Source organism: Devosia sp. ZW T5_3 (assembly GCF_044987315.1).
Taxonomy (GTDB): Bacteria; Pseudomonadota; Alphaproteobacteria; order Rhizobiales; family Devosiaceae; genus Devosia.
In genome coordinates this window covers 209419-228024 of record NZ_JBJDRE010000006.1, presented here as the reverse complement: position 1 = coordinate 228024, position 18606 = coordinate 209419, and the positions used below count along the sequence as shown (strand labels likewise).

The window sequence follows — 18606 nt, the reverse complement described above, 5'->3', positions numbered from 1 at the left end:
CTCACGTACTGATGTACGTTCCGCTCCGGTTCTCGCGGCACGCACCTTTCGGCTCAGCCTGACCCAAAGACGACCACAACTGAATTTCGCGAGCCACGATCCCCGCTTTTTCGCATATGCGAAAAAGCTGACCTCCCTCCCCCTTGAGGGGAGGGATTGAGGGTGGGGGTTCTGAATCCTCCACAGGCAAACAGTTTGTGAAGACCGTAGAATTGGCAGTCGAATTGCCCAAATCCCGCAAAACCCCCACCCTCCAAGGCTCCGTCAGTGCTGCCTATGCAGACCTGGCGGCGCGGGGGGCGTTGTCCGCCGATCCGGCGCAACTGGAGGCGGCGGAACTGCTTGATGGCGTGGCGGCGGGTCTCCTGGCGGAAAAGCCCAAGGGCTTGCTGGGGCGGCTGTTTGACAAGCCCGAGCCGGTCAAGGGGCTCTACCTCTATGGCGAGGTGGGGCGGGGCAAGACCATGCTGATGGATTTGTTCTTTGCCGCCGTGCCGCTCAAGCAGAAGCGGCGGGTGCATTTCCATGAATTCATGGACGAGATCCATGCTGGCATCGCCGCCTTCCGCAAATCGCCCAAAAGCAAAAGCGATGATGCCGATCCGGTCGAGGCGGTGGTCAAGCCCATCGTCAAATCCGGGCTGCGGCTGCTGTGCCTCGATGAATTCCACGTGCATGACATCACCAATGCCATGCTGCTCTATCGCCTGTTCGACAAGCTGTTTGCCAATGGCGTGACGCTGGTGGCGACCTCCAACGTAGAGCCCGACGAGCTCTACAAGGACGGCCTCAACCGGCAGCTGTTTTTGCCGTTTATCGATCTGCTCAAGCGGCAGGTCACGGTCGCGGCTTTGCCGGCGGCGCGCGATTATCGGCGGCTCAAATTCGCCGGCCAGCATGTCTATGCCTTCGGCACGGGACCCGAGGCAAAGGCGGCGATGGACCAGCTCTGGCTGCGCATCACCGGCGGCGTTGCCGGCGAGCCGGGCATAGTGGAGAGCATCGGGCGCGAAATCCCCGTGCCGCTTACCGCCATGGGTGCGGCGCGGTTCGGCTTTGCCGATTTATGCGAAAAGCCGCTGGGCTCGCGCGATTTCGTGCGCATCGCCCATCATTTCGATTCCATCATCATCGATGGCGTGCCGCAGATGGACCGCACCAAATCCAGTGCGGCCAAGCGCTTCATCCTGTTGATCGACAATCTCTACGACCGCGGCGTCAAGCTGGGCGCCAGCTTCGCCGTGCCGCTCGAGCAATTGGGCAAGGACGACAAGACGGCCTTCGAGTTCCAACGCACGGTGTCGCGGCTCGATGAGATGCAGTCGGAGGAATATCTGGGCAAGGCGCTACGCGATGCCGCGAGCGCGGAGCCTTCCCTCGCCCCTTGAGGGTGGTCGACGCCATGAATGGCGCTTGATGTCCGCTTTCCCACCGGTTCTCCCTCGGGCTTGACCCGAGGGCCTCCCGCAATCCGGCACAAGCGACGAATGGCCCTCGGGTCAAGCCCGAGGGAGAAACAGTGGATAAGGATGCATCTCGCTCCCTCCCGCCCCCCAAAAACCTTCCTTGCCCATCCGGCACGACCCCATCGCCCATGAGCAAGGCTGAAATCGGAGTTTAGACGAAGGGTTCACTTGCCCCTCAAAGCCCAGGGGGTTAAGAGGTGCGCCAATTCAACGCAGTCTGGGATGAGGACTAATGGCGCGCAAGAAAATCGCTCTTATCGGCTCGGGTCAGATCGGTGGTACGCTGGCTCTGCTGGCGGCGCAGAAGGAGCTGGGGGATGTTGTGCTGTTCGACGTGGTCGACGGCGTCGGCCCCGGCAAGGCGCTCGATATCGCCCAGTCTGCGCCCGCACAGGGCTTTGACGTCAAGCTGGCCGGTACCAGCGAATACAAGGACATTGCTGGCGCCGATGTGGTGATCGTCACCGCCGGCGTGCCGCGCAAGCCCGGCATGAGCCGCGACGACCTGCTCGAAATCAACCTCAAGGTGATGGAGCAGGTGGGCGCGGGCATTGCCAAATATGCCAAGGACGCTTTCGTTATCTGCATCACCAACCCGCTCGATGCGATGGTGTGGGCGCTGCAGAAGTTCTCCGGCCTGCCCACCAATAAGGTGATCGGCATGGCCGGCGTGCTGGATAGCTCGCGTTTCGTGCACTTCATCGCCGAAGAGCTCAATGTGTCGGTCGAGGACGTCAATGCCTTCGTGCTGGGCGGCCATGGCGACACGATGGTGCCGCTGGCGCGCTATTCGACCGTTGCCGGCATTCCGCTAACCGACATCGTCAAGATGGGCTGGATGAGCAAGGAAAAGCTCGACTCCATCACCCAGCGCACCCGCGATGGCGGCGCCGAGATCGTCGGCCTGCTCAAGACCGGTTCGGCTTTCTATGCGCCGGCCGCATCGGCCATTGCGATGGCTGAGAGCTATCTCAAGGACAAGAAGCGCGTGCTGCCGTCTGCCGCCTATCTCAATGGCGAATATGGCATCAAGGGCACTTATGTCGGCGTGCCGGTGGTGATCGGTGCCGGTGGCGCTGAAAAGGTCATCGAAATTTCACTGAACTCTGCTGAACAGAAGGCCTTCACCAAATCGGTTGGTGCGGTGGAAGGTCTGATCGAAGCGTGCAAGAAGATCGCACCGAAGCTCGCCTAATCAACAACGTCATCCCCGCGAAAGCGGGGACCTCCGTTTCTGGTGTCTAAAACATAGGTTCCCGCTTTGTCGGGAATGGCCCGGTGGTGTAACCGGGGTGGCGCCAGACCAGATTTGCCCATCCAAGGGGAACACGAATGAACATCCATGAACACCAGGCCAAAGAGCTGCTGAAGTCCTACGGCGCGCCGGTTGCTGCGGGCGTGGCGATCTTTTCGGCTGACGAAGCCGAGGCCGCTGCCAAGTCGCTGCCGGGTCCGCTCTATGTGGTCAAGAGCCAGATCCATGCCGGCGGGCGTGGCAAGGGCAAGTTCAAGGAACTGGGCCCCGATGCCAAGGGCGGCGTGCGCCTCGCCAAGACCATCGACGATGTCGTGGCCTTCTCCAAGGAAATGCTGGGCAATACGCTGGTGACCAAGCAGACCGGCGACGCCGGCAAGCAGGTCAATCGCCTCTATATCGAAGACGGCGCCGACATTGCCCGCGAGCTTTACACCTCGCTGCTGGTCGATCGCACCACCGGCCGCGTCTCCTTCGTGATCTCCACCGAAGGCGGCATGGATATCGAAGCGGTGGCGCATGATACGCCCGAAAAGATCGTCGCCGTCGATATCGACCCGACGACCGGCGTGACCGAAGCCAACATTGCCGAGATCGTTGCGACGCTCAAGCTCGATGGCGACGCCAAGGCAGATGCTGCCAAGCTGTTCCCGATCCTCTACAAGGCCTTTGTCGATACCGACATGAGCCTGCTCGAAGTCAACCCGCTGATCGTGATGACCGATGGCCATCTGCGCGTGCTCGACGCCAAGGTGAGCTTCGACAACAATGCCGCCTTCCGCCATGAAGAGCTGAAGGCCCTGCGCGACCTTTCCGAAGAAGACGCCAAGGAAATCGAAGCCAGCAAGTTCGACCTCGCCTATGTGGCGCTGGACGGCAATATCGGCTGCATGGTCAATGGTGCCGGCCTTGCCATGTCCACCATGGACATCATCAAGCTCTATGGCGCTGAGCCGGCAAACTTCCTCGACGTTGGTGGCGGTGCTTCCAAGGAGAAGGTGACGGCAGCGTTCAAGATCATCACGGCCGATCCGGCGGTGAAGGGCATTCTGGTCAACATCTTCGGCGGCATCATGCGCTGCGACGTGATCGCCGAAGGCGTGATCGCTGCGGTCAAGGAAGTGGGCCTGCAGGTTCCGCTGGTGGTTCGCCTCGAAGGCACCAATGTGAAGGAAGGCAAGGCCATCCTCAACGAGTCGGGTCTGAACGTGATTTCGGCCGATGACCTGGATGACGCCGCCCAGAAGATCGTCAAGGCGGTGCAGGGCTAGCGCCATGCGCTGGTGTCCCGCCCTTTTGCTCCTCTTGGCCTGCGCGACGCCCGCCGTCGCCCAGGGCAAGACCAAGGTGCCCCAATCGGTGCAGGTCCTCGAAGTTTGCGAGGCCTTTGCCACCGATAATGTGCTGGCACGCGAAAATGCCGAAGAGCAGGGCTGGACCATCTATGAAGAGGACGGCGAAAGCCCCTATGTCCGGTTCTATTCGGGCGAAAAGGATGTGCCCGGCATTGGCTATGCCGAAATGACCGTGCTGGTCGAGGGCTATCCCGGCAAGATTTTTGGCTATTGCCGGGTCGACGTCTCCGAGCCGACCGGGGATGCCGTTGCCGAGATCGAGCCCATCGACGCGCTCGAGCGTTATGAGGGCATGACGACCAAGAATGACGACGGCATGTTCGGCAGCTTTACCGGCGCGGATGATCCCGACACCCTGCTGCTGGCCCATCACAGCGAAACCAGCTTCGTGATCCAGTTGACGGTGATCAAGCCGCAGACAGACGCGGTTGTGCCATGAGTGTACCCCGCAAGATCAATCTGGTGCAGGCCGCCACCGACACGATCAAGGGTGTCTGGCAGCCCCATATTGCCGGCGATATCAACGACAGCCAGGTCAAGATCGCCAAGTTTGGCGAGGTGTTTGACTGGCATGCCCATGCCAATGAGGACGAGGGTTTTCTCGTGCTCCAGGGCCGCATCGCCATCGACTTCCGCGACGGGGTGGTGGAATTGGGCGAGGGGGAATTCCTCGTCGTGCCCAAATCCGTCGAACACCGTCCGCGCGCACTGACCCATGAGCCGATCGTGCTTATGGTCGAGCCATCCACCACCATCAACACCGGCACTGCGACGTCCAGCACGCGCACTGTCACCGAACTCAACCGACTATAGGAAAATCCATGTCCATCCTGGTCAATAAAGATACCAAGGTTCTCGTACAGGGCCTGACCGGCAAGACCGGCACGTTCCACACCGAGCAGGCTTTGGCCTATTACGGCACCAAGATGGTGGGTGGGGTTAATCCCAAAAAGGCCGGCGAAATCTGGACCTCGGGCATTGATGGCTCGGCCAGCCTGCCGGTTTTCGCCACCGTTGCCGAAGGCAAGGAACGCACCGGCGCCAATGCCTCGGTCATCTATGTGCCGCCAGCCGGCGCTGCTGCTGCCATCGAAGAAGCCATCGACGCGGAAATCCCGCTGATCGTGTGCATCACCGAGGGCGTACCGGTGCTCGACATGGTGCGGGTCAAGGCCAAGCTCGACAAGTCCAAGTCGCGCCTGATCGGGCCGAACTGCCCGGGCGTGCTGACGCCAGAAGAATGCAAGATCGGCATCATGCCGGGTTCGATCTTCTCCAAGGGCAGCGTGGGCATTGTTTCCCGCTCGGGCACGCTTACTTATGAAGCAGTGTTCCAGACCACCAATGAAGGCCTTGGCCAGACCACCGCCGTCGGCATCGGCGGCGACCCGGTCAAGGGCACCGAGTTCATCGACATGCTCGAAATGTTCCTGGCTGACGAAGCGACCAAGTCGATCATCATGATCGGCGAAATCGGTGGCTCGGCCGAGGAAGACGCAGCCCAGTTCCTGATCGACGAAGCCAAGCGCGGCCGCAAGAAGCCGATGGCCGGCTTCATCGCGGGCCTGACGGCACCGGCCGGTCGCACCATGGGCCATGCTGGCGCCGTAATTTCAGGCGGTAAGGGCGGCGCCGAAGACAAGATCGCGGCGATGGAAGCCGCCGGCATCCGCGTCTCGAAGTCGCCGGCCCGGATTGGCCGGACCTTGGCTGAAGTGCTGAAGGGCTAAGATCGGAGTACCCCCTCCTAGCCTCCCCCTGATAGGGGGAGGGACAGGCCGGTGGGTGGCTGCGATGCGGGCAAGCCCCGATGCAATTCCTCCCCCTATCAGGGGGAGGCTAGGAGGGGTATCCCCTTCACGAATGCGACCAATGTCGGTCGCGCTTCGGACACAGAATGGTGCTAGCCGTTGCTGGGTTCGGATGACGAAATATTGAGCCGCGGCCCTGCTCAGGGGTCGTTACACTTAACAGGATACTAAGGATAAGCGGTCAGTATCCGACACGAAATTGAGGACCGCGTTGAGACCGGCTTGCCGGTTCGTTGAGAAGGATGGCGGGGCGTGGGCCTCGCGACAAAAAGCGATGACACGACAGGAAAAGAACGACACGTTCTTGCTGACCTCGTTCCTCTATGGTGGGAACGCCGACTACATCGAACAACTCTATTCCCGCTTCAAGAGCGACCCCGACAGCGTCGATGAGACCTGGAAGAGCTTTTTCGGGCGGCTCGATGATAATGACAGCGACGCGCACAAGAGCGCCGACGGCCCGAGCTGGGGCCGTAAGGACTGGCCGCAGAGCGCCAATGGCGAACTGGTCAGCGCGCTGGACGGCAATTGGGGCGAAGTCGCCATCAAGACCGAAAAGGCCATCGCCAAGAAGGCCGAGGCCATGGGCGTGGCCAAGGCCAGCGTTGCCGATGTGCTGCAGGCCACCCGCGATTCCATCCGCGCCATCATGATGATCCGCGCCTATCGCATGCGCGGGCATCTGCATGCCGATCTCGACCCGCTCAAGATGAAGGAAGACGAGCCGGCGCCCGAGCTCGATCCCAAGAGCTACGGCTTCACCGAAGCCGATTACGGCCGCAAGATCTTCATCGACAATTATCTGGGGCTGGAATACGCCACCATCCCCGAAATGCTGACGATCCTGGAGCGCACCTATTGCGGCACGCTCGGCATCGAATTCATGCATATCTCCGATCCCGAAGCCAAGCAGTGGATTCAGGAACGGATCGAAGGGCCGGACAAGGAAATCACCTTCACGCCCGAGGGCAAGAAGGCCATCCTCAACAAGCTGGTCGAATCCGAAGGCTTCGAGAAGTTCATCGACGTCAAGTATACCGGCACCAAGCGCTTCGGCCTTGATGGTTCGGAAGCCACGATCCCGGCGCTCGAGCAGATCATCAAGCGCGGCGGCGCGCTGGGCATCAAGGACATCGTGCTGGGCATGGCTCACCGCGGGCGCCTCAACGTGCTGACGCAGGTGCTACAAAAGCCGCATCGCGCGCTGTTCCACGAGTTCAAGGGCGGCGCCTTCTACCCCGACGACGTCGAGGGTTCGGGGGACGTGAAGTACCATCTGGGCGCTTCATCCGACCGCGACTTCGACGGCAACAAGGTTCACCTGTCGCTGACCGCCAATCCCTCCCATCTCGAGATCGTCGATCCGGTGGTGCTGGGCAAGGCGCGCGCCAAGCAGGACCAGCATATCGCGCCCGATGGCAAGCTGATCAACATCGCGACGGACGGCAAGCCCGACCGCTCGATGGTGCTGCCACTGCTCATCCACGGCGATGCGGCCTTTGCCGGCCAGGGCGTGGTTGCCGAATGCCTGGGGCTGAGCGGCCTCAAGGGGCACCGCACGGGCGGCTCGATCCACTTCGTCATCAACAACCAGATCGGGTTCACGACGGCGCCGATGTATTCGCGCTCCTCGCCCTATCCGACCGATGTCGCCAAGATGATCGAGGCGCCGGTGCTGCATGTGAACGGGGATGACCCGGAAGCTGTGGTCTTTGCCGCCAAGATCGCCGTCGAATACCGGCAGAAATTCGCCAAGCCGGTCGTCATCGACATGTTCTGCTATCGCCGCTTCGGCCATAACGAAGGCGACGAGCCCAGCTTCACCCAGCCGCTGATGTATTCCAAGATCCGCGCGCATAAGTCGACGCTGGATATCTATGCGGCCAAGCTGGTGGGCGAAGGCCTGCTGACCCAGGCTGATGTCGACAAGCTCAAGGCCGATTGGCGCGCCAAGCTCGACGCCGAATATGAAGCCGGCCAGGATTATCGTCCGAACAAGGCCGACTGGCTCGATGGCGTGTGGAAGGATTTCCGCCCCGCCGACCAGGAAGGCCCGCGCCGTGGCGACACCGGCGTCGAGATCGACCGACTGGTCAAGATCGGCACCGCGCTGACCCGCGTGCCCGAGGGCTTCAACGTGCACCGCACGGTCAAGAAGTTCATGGACAATCGGCTCGCCGCCATTGAATCGGGCGAAGGCATCGATTGGGCAACGGCGGAAGCTTTGGCGCTCGGCACGCTGGTCACCGAAGGGCACCCGGTGCGCCTGTCGGGGCAGGATGTCGAGCGCGGCACGTTCAGCCAGCGGCATTCGGTGCTGAACGACCAGCAGGTCGACAACAAGACCTATACCCCGCTCAATAACCTCGCCGAAGACCAGAGCCGCTACGAGGTCATCAATTCGATGCTCTCGGAAGAAGCGGTGCTGGGCTTTGAATACGGTTACTCGCTGGCCGAGCCCAAGGCGCTGACCATCTGGGAAGCCCAGTTCGGTGACTTCGTCAACGGCGCCCAGGTGGTGATCGACCAGTTCATCTCCTCGGGTGAGCGCAAGTGGTTCCGCATGTCGGGCCTCGTGATGCTGTTGCCGCATGGCTATGAAGGGCAGGGGCCGGAGCATTCCTCCGCCCGTCCCGAGCGCTTCCTGCAGCTGTGCGCCGAAGACAATATGCAGGTTGCCAACTGCACGACGCCGGCGAACTATTTCCATGCCCTGCGCCGCCAGGTGACCCGCGACTTCCGCAAGCCGCTGATCCTGATGACGCCCAAGAGCCTGCTGCGCCACAAGCGTGCCACTTCGGGCCTGGTCGAAATGGGTCCGGATTCCTGCTTCCATCGCCTGCTCTGGGACGATGCGGAAGCCCCCGGCGCCCCCAAGACCTCGATTAAGCTCAAGAGCGACGATCAGATCCGCCGCGTCGTGCTGTGCACCGGCAAGGTCTATTATGACCTCTTGGAAGATCGCGAGAAGAAGGGCATCGACGATGTCTATCTGCTGCGCATCGAACAGCTCTATCCGTTCCCGGCCAAGGCGCTGCTGGACGAATTGAGCCGCTTCCAGAATGCCGAGATCATCTGGTGCCAGGAAGAGCCCAAGAATATGGGTGCCTGGGCCTTCATCCAGCCCTATGTGGAATGGGTGTTCGACCAGATGGGCCGTACCGGCCAGCGCGTGCGCTATACCGGCCGCCCGGCTTCCGCCTCCACTGCTACGGGTCTGATGCGGACCCATCTTGCCCAATTGCAGGCCTTCCTCGACGAAGCCCTTGGCAGCTAAAAGGACACAATAATGTCGACAGAAATCCGCGTACCGACCCTGGGCGAAAGCGTGACCGAGGCCACGATCGGCCAGTGGTTCAAGCAGGTTGGCGACAGCGTTGCCGCCGACGAACCATTGGTCGAGCTGGAAACCGACAAGGTCACCATCGAAGTGCCGGCGCCCGCTGCCGGCGTGCTCGAAGCCATTTCCGCCCAGCCGGGCGAGACGGTGGATGTGGGCGCATTGCTCGGCGCCATTGGTGGGGCCGGGGCAGTTGTTACGCCCAAGCCGGCCGAGGCGCCTAAGCCCGCTGAAGCCAAGGCCGAAGTGCCAGCCGCCAATGCGGCCGGTCCCGAGCCGGTCAAGCCGGAACCTGCGGCCGCGACCAGCATGCCGCCCGCCCCCTCCGCGCAGAAGCTGATCAACGAGAAGGGCCTTAACGGCTCCGAGATCGATGGTTCGGGCAAGCGCGGCCAGGTGCTCAAGGAAGATGTGCTGGCTGCCATCGCCAAGCCAGCCGCCGCGCCTGCGGCCAAGGCTGTCGAAGCCAAGGCACCGGCCGCGCCCCGCGCTCCAGTTGCCGCGGACGACGCCGCCAAGGAAGAGCGGATCAAGATGACCCGGCTGCGCCAGACCATTGCGCGCCGCCTCAAGGATGCACAGAACACTGCCGCCATGCTCACCACCTTCAACGAGGTGGACATGAAGCCGGTGATGGACCTGCGTAATTCCTACAAGGAGCTGTTCGAGAAGAAGCATGGCGTTAAGCTGGGCTTCATGGGCTTCTTCACCAAGGCAGTCGTGCACGCGCTCAAGGAGATCCCGGCGGTCAATGCCGAGATCGATGGCGATGACCTGATCTACAAGAACTACGCCCATATCGGCGTCGCCGTCGGCACCGACAAGGGTCTTGTCGTGCCGGTGGTGCGCAATGCCGACCAGATGAGCATTGCCGAGATCGAGAAGGAAATCGGCAATCTGGGCAAGAAGGCTCGCGACGGTCAGCTCTCGATGGCTGACATGCAGGGCGGCACCTTCACCATCTCCAATGGTGGTGTCTATGGCTCGCTGATGTCGACACCTATCCTCAATGCCCCGCAGTCGGGTATTCTGGGCATGCACAAGATCCAGGAACGTCCGGTCGTGGTTGGCGGCCAGGTCGTCATCCGCCCGATGATGTATCTGGCGCTGTCCTATGATCACCGCGTGGTTGACGGCAAGGAAGCCGTGACCTTCCTCGTGCGCGTCAAGGAAAGCCTTGAGGCACCCGAGCGTCTGGTGCTCGACCTCTAATCGCCTTATTGAAATGCAGAGAGTAAGGGTCCGCTTCGGCGGGCCCTTTTTGTTGGCATTATCGTGATCGAGGTTGTTCTCGGTGCTAACAGTCTGTTAACGCCAAGGCCTCAGATGACACACTGTGCTGTTCAGATTTTTTCGGAGTAGACCGCCTGGTGCGTCCCCTGTTTTTCCCGGCCCTTTTTTGCCTTGCCGCACTTATCCCCGCTGTCCGGGCGCAGGAGAATGCCGACGCGGCACTGGTCGGCGAGCTGATGGCATTCCAGGGCTCCAAGGCCATTGTTTCGGCCATGACCACCCATTGCTACGAGACCACCGGGCTCAACAGCGCCTATAAAACTGCCAATGATAACTGGTACTTACGCAATATCGGCTTCCTCGATCTGGCCGATCGGGTGATCAACAAGCTGGGCGGCGCCAGCCCCGGCCAGATCGAAGCCGCCGAGACCTATGGCGGCACCCAGATCATGAGCGCCTTCAACCAGGCCGAAGACAAGGACGCCTTCTGCCGCTCCTTCCTCGAGCGGGTAGATAGCGGGGCGCTCGATATCGACAAGCAATTGTCCGGAATTCTCAAGCGCGCTCAAGACATTGCGGCCCAATAGCCCATTCCGGCAAGGGGCAATGCCGAGCACACGCGTTGCCCGGCGGAGCAGGCTGGTGTAACTGCTGTGGCACAATGACTCGGCGGTGCCCGTGATGGACTTTCCCTGGCTTGAATTTGCCGGCCTGATGCTGGCCTTCGGCATCAATGCGGTCATCCCCGGCGCCGATTTCGCCATGGTGCTGCGCCAATCCATCGCCCATGACCGCCGCGCCGCGCTCTTCACCTCGGCCGGGATAGCGACTTCAATCCTGGTCCATGGCAGCTATACCCTGCTCGGGGTCGGCGTGATCGTTGGGCAGTCGCTGCTATTGTTCAATATTCTCAAATGGTTGGGCGCGGCATACCTGGTGTACCTGGCCGTCTCGGCTCTGCGCAGCCCGCCACCAAAAGCGCCCGAAGCTAGCGATCTGACTGGCGCCAAGCGCGGCGATCTGGCGGCTTTCGCCCTGGGCTTTTTGACCAACCTGCTCAATCCCAAGGCGGTGCTGTTCTTTCTGGCGCTATTCACGAGTCTGGTTTCCGCCCATACCCATATGGACGTCAAAGTTATCTACGTGCTGGCGATGAGCCTTATGCTTTTTGCCTGGTTCGCATTGGTCTCGGTTTTCTTTACGACACCTTCTGTACGGCAAGGCTTTTTCCGGTTCGGCCGGTGGTTTAATCGGGTAACCGGCATTACATTCATCCTGCTGGCGGTTCGCGTGGCGATCGCACAGCAACACTAGGCACCTCTTTGTAATCGGGGCATCAGAATGGCAGACATCTTCGACCTCACCATCATCGGCTCGGGCCCGGGCGGCTATGTCGCCGCTATCCGCGCAGCGCAGCTGGGGATGAAGGTTGCCGTGGTTGAGAAATGGCCGACCCTGGGCGGCACCTGTCTCAATATCGGGTGTATCCCGTCCAAGGCGCTGCTGCATGCCTCCGAATTGTTCGAGGAAGCCGGCCACAGTTTCAAGGCGCTGGGCATAGATATCCCCGCCCCGGTGCTGAACCTGCCGCAGATGATGAATCATCGCATCGAAACCGTCGCCGCCAATGTCGGCGGGGTGGATTATCTCTTTAAAAAGAACAAGATAACCGTGTTCCGCGGCACCGGCACCATTGCCGCGCCGGGCAAGGTTCTGGTCACGCCGCAGTCGGGTTCTGCCCAGACTGTCGAGACCAAGAATATAGTTATCGCCACCGGTTCGGTATCGGCTAACCTGCCGGGTATCGAGATCGACGAGAAGCAGATCGTCAGCTCCACAGGCGCACTGACCCTGGACAAGGTGCCGAACAGGCTGCTGGTGATCGGCGCCGGCGTGATCGGGCTCGAGCTGGGCTCGGTCTGGGCGCGGCTTGGCGCCAAGGTGACGGTGGTCGAATATCTCGACCGAATTCTGCCTGGCATGGATAGCGAAGTGGCCCGCCAGTTCCAGCGCATGCTGCAAAAGCAAGGCATGGATTTCAAGCTGTCGAGCAAGGTTGCCGGCATCGACAAGCAGGATGACGGCTCGCTCAAGGTGCGGGTCGAGCCGGCCAAGGGCGGCGACATGGAAATCCTCGACGCCGATGTGGCGCTGGTGGCCATTGGCCGCAAGCCATATACCGAAGGGCTGGGGCTGGACATCGTCGGCGTGGCGCTGGACGAGCGTGGCCGTGTCCGCGTCGACGGGCATTACAAGAGCTCGGTCGACGGCATCTATGCCATTGGCGACGTCATCGCCGGCCCGATGCTGGCGCACAAGGCCGAGGACGAGGGCATTGCCGTCGCTGAAATCCTCAGCGGTCAGGCCGGCCATGTGAACTATGCGGCAATCCCCGCAGTGGTTTATACCAATCCCGAGATCGCCTCGGTCGGCAAGACCGAAGACGAGCTCAAGGCCGATGGCGTCGAATACAAGATCGGCAAATTCCCCTTCACGGCCAATGGTCGCGCCAAGGCGATGCTGGCGACGCAGGGCTTTGTGAAGATCCTGTCCGACGTCAATACCGATCGGGTGCTGGGCGCCCATATCGTGGGCAAGAATGCCGGCGAGATGATCCACGAACTGGTCGTGCTGATGGAATTCTCCGGTTCCTCCGAGGATTTGGCCCGGAGCACGCATGCGCACCCGACCCTGTCGGAAGCGGTACGCGAAGCGGCCTTGTCGCTGGGCGATGGCGCTATTCACATCTGATCGGCGAAATCTGGTCGTTTCAGAACCCCGGCACCTGTCGGGGTTCTTTTTTTTGCCCGCTGCATTCTTCCATACCAGATTGATGCAAGGTAGAAGGGCGGAGGTTCCGTTGCGTTTGGAGGATCGCGTGAGCACCGATTACGATATTTCGCTGACGGTCGAGGCGCGGCGATGAGCGACCTTTCGGCGTTCAGCCTTTCGGGCAAGACGATTATGGTGACCGGCGCCAATACCGGCATCGGGCAGGGCATTGCGGTGTCGATCGGACGGGCCGGTGGCCGGGTGATCGGCGTAGGCCGCTCCTCCATGGCGGAAACGGCGCGGCTGGTGGGTGACGGCTTTGTCGGCGTCGCGGCCGATCTGGGCTCGGCCAAGGCGGCGCAGACCATGTTTGAGACCGCCTGGGTCGAGCACGGGCCGATCGATGGGCTGGTCAACAATGCCGGCATCATTAAGCGGGTCGACGCAGTGGACTTCACCGAGGAGGACTGGGACAGCGTGATGGACATCAATCTCAAGACGATGTTCTTCCTCTGCCAATCCTTCGGGCGCAAGGCGCTGCAGCGGGGCCATGGCAGTGTGGTCAATATCGCCTCGATGCTGAGCTTTCAGGGCGGCATACGGGTCGCGAGCTACACCGCTTCCAAGAGCGGCGTGCTGGGCATTACCAGGCTCCTCGCCAATGAGTGGGCGGCCAAGGGCATCAACGTCAACGCCATTGCGCCGGGCTATATCGAAACCAACAATACCGAGGCGCTGCGGGCGGATCCCGACCGTTCGGCCTCGATCCTGGGCCGCATTCCGGCGGGCCGCTGGGGCGAGCCATCCGACATTGGCGATGCGGCGGTGTTCCTGCTGTCGCGGGCGTCCAAATATATGCATGGCGCCGTCGTCCCGGTGGATGGCGGATGGCTCGCACGATGAGGAGAGAGCGATGAGCAGACAGGCAGTTTTTGCGCAGCCGGGGGCGACGGACTGGACCGAACTGGCGCCGGGCAACAGGCGCCGCGTGTTGATCCACACGCCAGAGCTGATGCAGGTGGAATTCGGCTTCGAGCAGGGCGCAGTGGGCGCGTTGCATTCGCATCCGCACATCCAGGTGAGCTATGTCGCCGAGGGCCGGTTCGAGGTCACCATTGGCGGCAAGACCGAAGTGGTCGAGCAGGGCGGCAGCTTCATCGTGCCCAGCGGGATCGAGCATGGCGTAGTGGCGCTGACCGAGGGGCGCCTGATCGACGTCTTCACCCCGATGCGGCAGGATTTTCTGTAGCTTCTACCCAATTTCCGCCAGCATCGCTGCATAAGCCTGCTCGTGCTTCCCAGCCCAGTTCGCCTTGCCCGGTTCGGTCAGCCGGCCGCGCCGTGGTGGGATGAAGCTATAGATCCCCCGGATCGGTTCCTCGCGCCATTGCAGGTTGAAGGCGGCATATTTGGGGAAGAATTCCATGTCGGAATAGGGCAGGTGGTCATGCACCCACCAGGCCATGGCTTCCCAATCGCCGGTGCGCTGGTAACAGGGGATGAAGCGGTTGACCACGACGCAGGCCGTGGCGCCCATGCGGCCCTTTGCGTCGCGGCGGTCCCAGATATGGCCGGCGAAGTTGCTGTCATTGCTGCCGCAATTGAGCTTGTTGGCATTGCCGAAGCCATTGACCTCGGGCGAGCGATAGGACGAACGCACCGAAATGCGGCCGAAGCGGGCTTGCAGCGGTTCGAGCAGGGTTTCGCACAACACCTTGCCGGCGGCGATGGCAAGGTCGGGGTCTGATGGAATGTTCTGAAAACCATTGATGGCGGCGATTTCCGAATAGAGGAAGTCGCGCATGAAAAAACTCTCCGACAAGCGGATGCGGCCGAAGTCTTCGAGACCCCTGACGGATTTGGGCTGGCGCATGGCTCTGCCTCCGGTTGATGCATGCGGCATTGTCTTGAGGTAACGTTGGCGCGACAACCCGGTTTCGACGCCACTAGGACGATCCAATGCTTGAAGCGATGTTCTTTATCGCCATTGCCGCCGAGGCGATGACCGCAGCGCTTGCAGCCGGGCGGCGCAAGATGGACTGGTTCGGCGTGTGCCTATTGGCCTGCGTCACCGCATTGGGTGGCGGCACGGCGCGCGATATCCTGCTGGGGCATTACCCCCTCTATTGGGTGCACAATCCCTATGTGCTGCTGCTGGTGTGCGGGGCGGCGCTGCTGACCATTGCCATGGCGCGGGTGGTGGACCGCTTGCGCTGGCCCTTCCTGCTGCTCGATGCGCTGGGGCTGGTGGTGTTCACTATCGTCGGGTGCAACGTGGCCATCGAGATGGGCCAGCACCCGCTGATCGTCATCGTCGCCGGCATGGTCACCGGGATTGTCGGCGGCATATTGCGCGATGTGCTGTGCAATGACGTGCCGCTGGTGTTTTCGAGCGAGCTCTATGCGACCGTGTCCATCGTCACCGGCGTGATCTATTATTTTGGGCTCCAGGCTAATTTGCAGCAGGACCTGGTGATGCTGGTGGCGATTGCCGTCGGGTTTGCCTTGCGCGTCGTGGCGCTGATCCGGAAATGGGAAATGCCCAAATTCGTCTATGACAAGGATTTGCGATGATGCCACAACGCATCGTCCTGTCGCGCCGGGCTGGGTTCGACCTGCAGGCGATCTCGCACGCATTGAATGGACTGCCGGCCCAATCCGTGGCGCGGCCGGGGCGGTGGGGCAATCCGTTCACTATTGACGATGTTGCCACGGAACTGGGCGTTGATCGGGTCAAGGCACAGGCTGAAGCGATAGCACGCTATGGACGCTGGATACGCGGAGAATTGGTGACAGAGCAAACGCCGCCAGCTCTTGCGGAGATCCGCGGCGCACTGGCGGGGCGGAATCTGGCCTGCTGGTGCAAGGCAGGAACACCCTGCCACGCCGATACGCTAATCGCGCTGGCGAACGGCTGACCGGACTATTTTCGACGATTATTGCCGATTTTGTCCTAAATACTGCATCTGACCGCGGCATGATTTACCACTTGTCAAAGTGTTAAGATCACTGTCGGCCTTCGGCATCGGCCGGCTCGAGGCACCACCATGGATCCATTGGCTCTGTTCCAGCGAACGATGGCATGGTTCACGCCGCAGGAATTGCAGCGCGACCTGCATACGCGCAAACGCGTGCAGATGTTCGTCATGAGCCACATGTTCGGGCCGATTATCGCCACGCCGATCCCGCTGTTCCTGTGGTTCGCCGACCCGACGCCCATGCCGCATGTGCTGATCCTGGCGGCGTCGATCTATGCCTTCTGGCCATTCCTGGCGCTGCTGAAGCTGTTTCCGCGCGCCTATACGCAATTGGCCATGCTTTCGGTGCTGAACCTGACCTTCTGTATCCTGTGGGGCACCTATAATTATGGCGGCACCAGCTCGCCCTTCCTCGTCTGGCTGGTGCTGACGCCACTGCTCGCCTTCATGTATCTGGGCGCGAGCTGGACGGCGCGCATCTTCGTGTTCGCACAGTTCACGCTAGGGCTTGGCGCGCTTTATATCTTCTATCTTCTAGGGGATTTTCCCAGCCACATCCCGGTCGAGAACATGGTGGTGGCCGGCGTGCTGTCGGCGCTGGGCTGCAATATCTACGTGTTCATGATGGCGGCCTATTATTCGAGCGTGGTGGATAGCCAGTCCGAATTGATCCGCGAAGTCGAGCGCCACCAGGAAACGCTCAAGGCGCTGACCCTGGCCAAGGACGAGGCGGAGCGGGCCAATGGCGCTAAATCCGAGTTCCTCGCCAAGATGAGCCACGAGCTGCGCACCCCGCTCAATGCGGTGCTCGGCTATTCGGAAATCCTGCTCGAGGATGCCGAGCTTGACGGACGGGGCGAGCAGATTGCCGACCTGCAGAAGATCAGCGCGGCGGGCAAGCACCTGCTGGCCATGGTCAATGACATCCTCGATATTTCCAAGATCGAGGCCGGCAAGATGTCCCTGCATGTCGAGACGGTCGATCTGGATCTGCTGATCAACGAGGTGGAATCCACCGCAAGGCCGCTGGCGATCAAGAATGCCAATAGCTTCGTGGTCGAGCGCCATGGCGAATTGGGCACGATACGGTGCGATGCGACCAAGCTGCGGCAGGCCATTTTCAACCTGCTCTCCAATGCCGCCAAATTCACCCATAATGGCAGCATCACGCTCTCCATCCTGCGCCGCCCCGAGGCTGGGCAGGAATGGATCGAGATCGCGGTGGCCGACACGGGGATCGGTATCTCGGCACAGCAGCAGAAGGCGCTGTTCAACAACTTTGCCCAGGCCAATCCCAAGATTGCCGCGGTCTATGGCGGTACGGGGTTGGGGCTGTCGCTGAGCCAGAATCTGTGCCGGCTGATGGGCGGGCAGATCGATGTCGAGAGCGAGCTGGGCAAGGGGTCGTGCTTTACCATCCGCCTGCCGGCGCAAAGCGAGGAAGCGGCGCATGATCCGCTGGCCAATGTCCGCGGCGCCATCGTGCCGCTGCATGGCGAGCATGTGCAGGATTTCAACGATCGTATTTCGGGCACCGGAAGCAGCGAGCGGCAGCGCCTGCTGATCATCGACGATGATCGCAATTTCCTCGAAGTCGCCGAGCGCTTGTTTGCCAAGGAAGGGGTGACACCCATCTGCACCGATGCGCCGCAATCGGCGCTGCAGATTGCCCGCACGGTCAAACCCTCGGCGATCTTCCTCGATATCCTGATGCCGGGCTTTGATGGCTGGGACGTGCTGGCGGCGCTCAAGGCCGATCCCATCACGCGCGATATTCCGGTGCTGATGATTTCGATCCTGTCCGAGCGCAGCAAGGCGCTGGCGGCGGGGGCCGATGGCATTCTGCTCAAGCCGCTGGATGGCGACAAGGTCCGGACGGCCATTGCCAGCCTCAAGGCGGCGCGCGGGGCGAGGCCGCCGCGGGCGGTCAACGAATAAGCGGGAGAGCGCTGATGGCACTGGTGCTGATCGTTGAGGACAATCCCATCAATCGCGACGTGCTGGGCCGACGGCTGGAGCGGCGGGGCTATGCCATCCGCTTTGCCGAAGACGGCCCCAGCGGCATTGCCGCTGCGCTTGAATTGCTGCCCGACGTTATCCTGATGGATATGGGCCTGGGCGAGATGGATGGCTGCGAAGCCACACGCCGCATCCGCGCCAATCCCGAAACGGCGGCGGTGCCGATCATTGCGCTGACGGCGAGCGCGTTCGAAACCGATCGCGTCAAGGCACTGGCCGCCGGCTGCATCGATTTCGACACCAAGCCGGTGGACCTGCCGCGTCTATTGAGCAAGATGCAGGCCGTGCTGGGGCCGAAAACCCCGGCAGCGGCGTTTATCGAGGGGTAGGCTGACCTGCCTCCCGGTAGCCTCTATTACGGGGCCTCGGGTGGCTCT

18 protein-coding genes are annotated in these 18606 nt (G+C 61.5%); 17 read left to right on the top strand and 1 reads right to left on the bottom strand.

The window, feature by feature from the left end:
• The first annotated feature begins 197 nt into the window (after window positions 1–197).
• From zapE to ACI3KW_RS10005, 13 genes are all read left to right on the top strand, one after another.
• A complete protein-coding gene (gene zapE, locus ACI3KW_RS10065; RefSeq protein WP_404847950.1) occupies window positions 198–1388 on the top strand; it encodes a cell division protein ZapE in 1191 nt (396 codons plus the stop codon).
• Between the two features lie 310 nt (window positions 1389–1698).
• Window positions 1699–2661: a malate dehydrogenase gene (gene mdh, locus ACI3KW_RS10060; protein ID WP_113124141.1), complete on the top strand. Its 963-nt coding sequence runs from the start codon at window positions 1699–1701 to the stop codon at window positions 2659–2661.
• A 137-nt stretch (window positions 2662–2798) separates the two neighbouring features.
• A complete protein-coding gene (gene sucC, locus ACI3KW_RS10055; protein ID WP_262166115.1) occupies window positions 2799–3992 on the top strand; it encodes an ADP-forming succinate--CoA ligase subunit beta in 1194 nt (397 codons plus the stop codon).
• Between the two features lie 4 nt (window positions 3993–3996).
• Window positions 3997–4515, top strand: a complete 519-nt coding sequence (locus tag ACI3KW_RS10050; protein ID WP_404847949.1) for a hypothetical protein — start codon at window positions 3997–3999, stop codon at window positions 4513–4515.
• Entirely contained in the window at window positions 4512–4889 is a 378-nt protein-coding gene (locus ACI3KW_RS10045; protein ID WP_404847948.1) for a cupin domain-containing protein, read from the top strand. Before ACI3KW_RS10050 ends, ACI3KW_RS10045 begins: the two co-directional genes overlap by 4 nt.
• An 8-nt stretch (window positions 4890–4897) precedes the next feature.
• Entirely contained in the window at window positions 4898–5806 is a 909-nt protein-coding gene (gene sucD, locus ACI3KW_RS10040; RefSeq protein WP_262166120.1) for a succinate--CoA ligase subunit alpha, read from the top strand.
• 355 nt (window positions 5807–6161) lie between these two features.
• Entirely contained in the window at window positions 6162–9164 is a 3003-nt protein-coding gene (locus ACI3KW_RS10035; protein WP_404847947.1) for a 2-oxoglutarate dehydrogenase E1 component, read from the top strand.
• A gap of 12 nt (window positions 9165–9176) precedes the next feature.
• The gene (odhB, locus tag ACI3KW_RS10030; RefSeq protein WP_404847946.1) at window positions 9177–10439 is read left to right on the top strand and encodes a 2-oxoglutarate dehydrogenase complex dihydrolipoyllysine-residue succinyltransferase; all 1263 of its coding nucleotides are present in this window, start codon (window positions 9177–9179) and stop codon (window positions 10437–10439) included.
• A gap of 158 nt (window positions 10440–10597) precedes the next feature.
• Window positions 10598–11047, top strand: coding sequence for a hypothetical protein (locus ACI3KW_RS10025; protein ID WP_404847945.1), 450 nt, complete (start codon window positions 10598–10600; stop codon window positions 11045–11047).
• Between the two features lie 94 nt (window positions 11048–11141).
• On the top strand, window positions 11142–11774 hold the full coding sequence (locus ACI3KW_RS10020) for a LysE family transporter (protein ID WP_404847944.1): 633 nt from the start codon (window positions 11142–11144) through the stop codon (window positions 11772–11774).
• A 27-nt stretch (window positions 11775–11801) separates the two neighbouring features.
• Window positions 11802–13211, top strand: a complete 1410-nt coding sequence (gene lpdA / locus ACI3KW_RS10015) for a dihydrolipoyl dehydrogenase (protein ID WP_262166129.1) — start codon at window positions 11802–11804, stop codon at window positions 13209–13211.
• Between the two features lie 171 nt (window positions 13212–13382).
• Window positions 13383–14135 (top strand): 2-dehydro-3-deoxy-D-gluconate 5-dehydrogenase KduD, encoded by a 753-nt coding sequence (gene kduD / locus ACI3KW_RS10010; protein WP_404847943.1) that lies wholly within the window; start codon window positions 13383–13385, stop codon window positions 14133–14135.
• Between the two features lie 10 nt (window positions 14136–14145).
• A complete protein-coding gene (locus ACI3KW_RS10005) occupies window positions 14146–14481 on the top strand; it encodes a cupin domain-containing protein (protein WP_404847942.1) in 336 nt (111 codons plus the stop codon).
• Between the two features lie 3 nt (window positions 14482–14484).
• On the opposite strand, the gene ACI3KW_RS10000 is transcribed toward ACI3KW_RS10005, so the two are convergent.
• A complete protein-coding gene (locus ACI3KW_RS10000; protein ID WP_404847941.1) occupies window positions 14485–15105 on the bottom strand; it encodes a hypothetical protein in 621 nt (206 codons plus the stop codon).
• A gap of 86 nt (window positions 15106–15191) precedes the next feature.
• On the opposite strand from ACI3KW_RS10000, the gene ACI3KW_RS09995 reads away from it, so the two are divergent.
• From ACI3KW_RS09995 to ACI3KW_RS09980, 4 genes are all read left to right on the top strand, one after another.
• Window positions 15192–15806 carry a trimeric intracellular cation channel family protein gene (locus ACI3KW_RS09995; protein WP_404847940.1) on the top strand — a complete coding sequence of 205 codons (615 nt, stop codon included), beginning with the start codon at window positions 15192–15194 and terminating at the stop codon, window positions 15804–15806.
• Window positions 15806–16150, top strand: coding sequence for a DUF4326 domain-containing protein (locus ACI3KW_RS09990; protein WP_404847939.1), 345 nt, complete (start codon window positions 15806–15808; stop codon window positions 16148–16150). The genes ACI3KW_RS09995 and ACI3KW_RS09990 overlap by 1 nt, the downstream gene beginning before the upstream one ends.
• 129 nt (window positions 16151–16279) lie before the next feature.
• A complete protein-coding gene (locus ACI3KW_RS09985) occupies window positions 16280–18148 on the top strand; it encodes an ATP-binding protein (RefSeq protein ID WP_404847938.1) in 1869 nt (622 codons plus the stop codon).
• A 14-nt stretch (window positions 18149–18162) separates the two neighbouring features.
• On the top strand, window positions 18163–18558 hold the full coding sequence (locus ACI3KW_RS09980) for a response regulator (RefSeq protein WP_404847937.1): 396 nt from the start codon (window positions 18163–18165) through the stop codon (window positions 18556–18558).
• The last annotated feature ends 48 nt before the right edge of the window (window positions 18559–18606 follow it).

Excerpts from the sequence above, each read along its gene's own strand:
- mdh (WP_113124141.1), top strand. The coding sequence starts at position 1,699 with ATGGCGCGCAAGAAAATCGCTCTTATCGGCTCGGGTCAGATCGGTGGT.
- sucC (WP_262166115.1), top strand. The coding sequence starts at position 2,799 with ATGAACATCCATGAACACCAGGCCAAAGAGCTGCTGAAGTCCTACGGC.
- ACI3KW_RS10050 (WP_404847949.1), top strand. The coding sequence starts at position 3,997 with ATGCGCTGGTGTCCCGCCCTTTTGCTCCTCTTGGCCTGCGCGACGCCC.
- ACI3KW_RS10045 (WP_404847948.1), top strand. The coding sequence starts at position 4,512 with ATGAGTGTACCCCGCAAGATCAATCTGGTGCAGGCCGCCACCGACACG.
- sucD (WP_262166120.1), top strand. The coding sequence starts at position 4,898 with ATGTCCATCCTGGTCAATAAAGATACCAAGGTTCTCGTACAGGGCCTG.
- ACI3KW_RS10035 (WP_404847947.1), top strand. The coding sequence starts at position 6,162 with ATGACACGACAGGAAAAGAACGACACGTTCTTGCTGACCTCGTTCCTC.
- odhB (WP_404847946.1), top strand. The coding sequence starts at position 9,177 with ATGTCGACAGAAATCCGCGTACCGACCCTGGGCGAAAGCGTGACCGAG.
- ACI3KW_RS10020 (WP_404847944.1), top strand. The coding sequence starts at position 11,142 with ATGGACTTTCCCTGGCTTGAATTTGCCGGCCTGATGCTGGCCTTCGGC.
- lpdA (WP_262166129.1), top strand. The coding sequence starts at position 11,802 with ATGGCAGACATCTTCGACCTCACCATCATCGGCTCGGGCCCGGGCGGC.
- kduD (WP_404847943.1), top strand. The coding sequence starts at position 13,383 with ATGAGCGACCTTTCGGCGTTCAGCCTTTCGGGCAAGACGATTATGGTG.
- ACI3KW_RS10005 (WP_404847942.1), top strand. The coding sequence starts at position 14,146 with ATGAGCAGACAGGCAGTTTTTGCGCAGCCGGGGGCGACGGACTGGACC.
- ACI3KW_RS10000 (WP_404847941.1), bottom strand. The coding sequence starts at position 15,105 with ATGCGCCAGCCCAAATCCGTCAGGGGTCTCGAAGACTTCGGCCGCATC.
- ACI3KW_RS09995 (WP_404847940.1), top strand. The coding sequence starts at position 15,192 with ATGCTTGAAGCGATGTTCTTTATCGCCATTGCCGCCGAGGCGATGACC.
- ACI3KW_RS09990 (WP_404847939.1), top strand. The coding sequence starts at position 15,806 with ATGCCACAACGCATCGTCCTGTCGCGCCGGGCTGGGTTCGACCTGCAG.
- ACI3KW_RS09985 (WP_404847938.1), top strand. The coding sequence starts at position 16,280 with ATGGATCCATTGGCTCTGTTCCAGCGAACGATGGCATGGTTCACGCCG.
- ACI3KW_RS09980 (WP_404847937.1), top strand. The coding sequence starts at position 18,163 with ATGGCACTGGTGCTGATCGTTGAGGACAATCCCATCAATCGCGACGTG.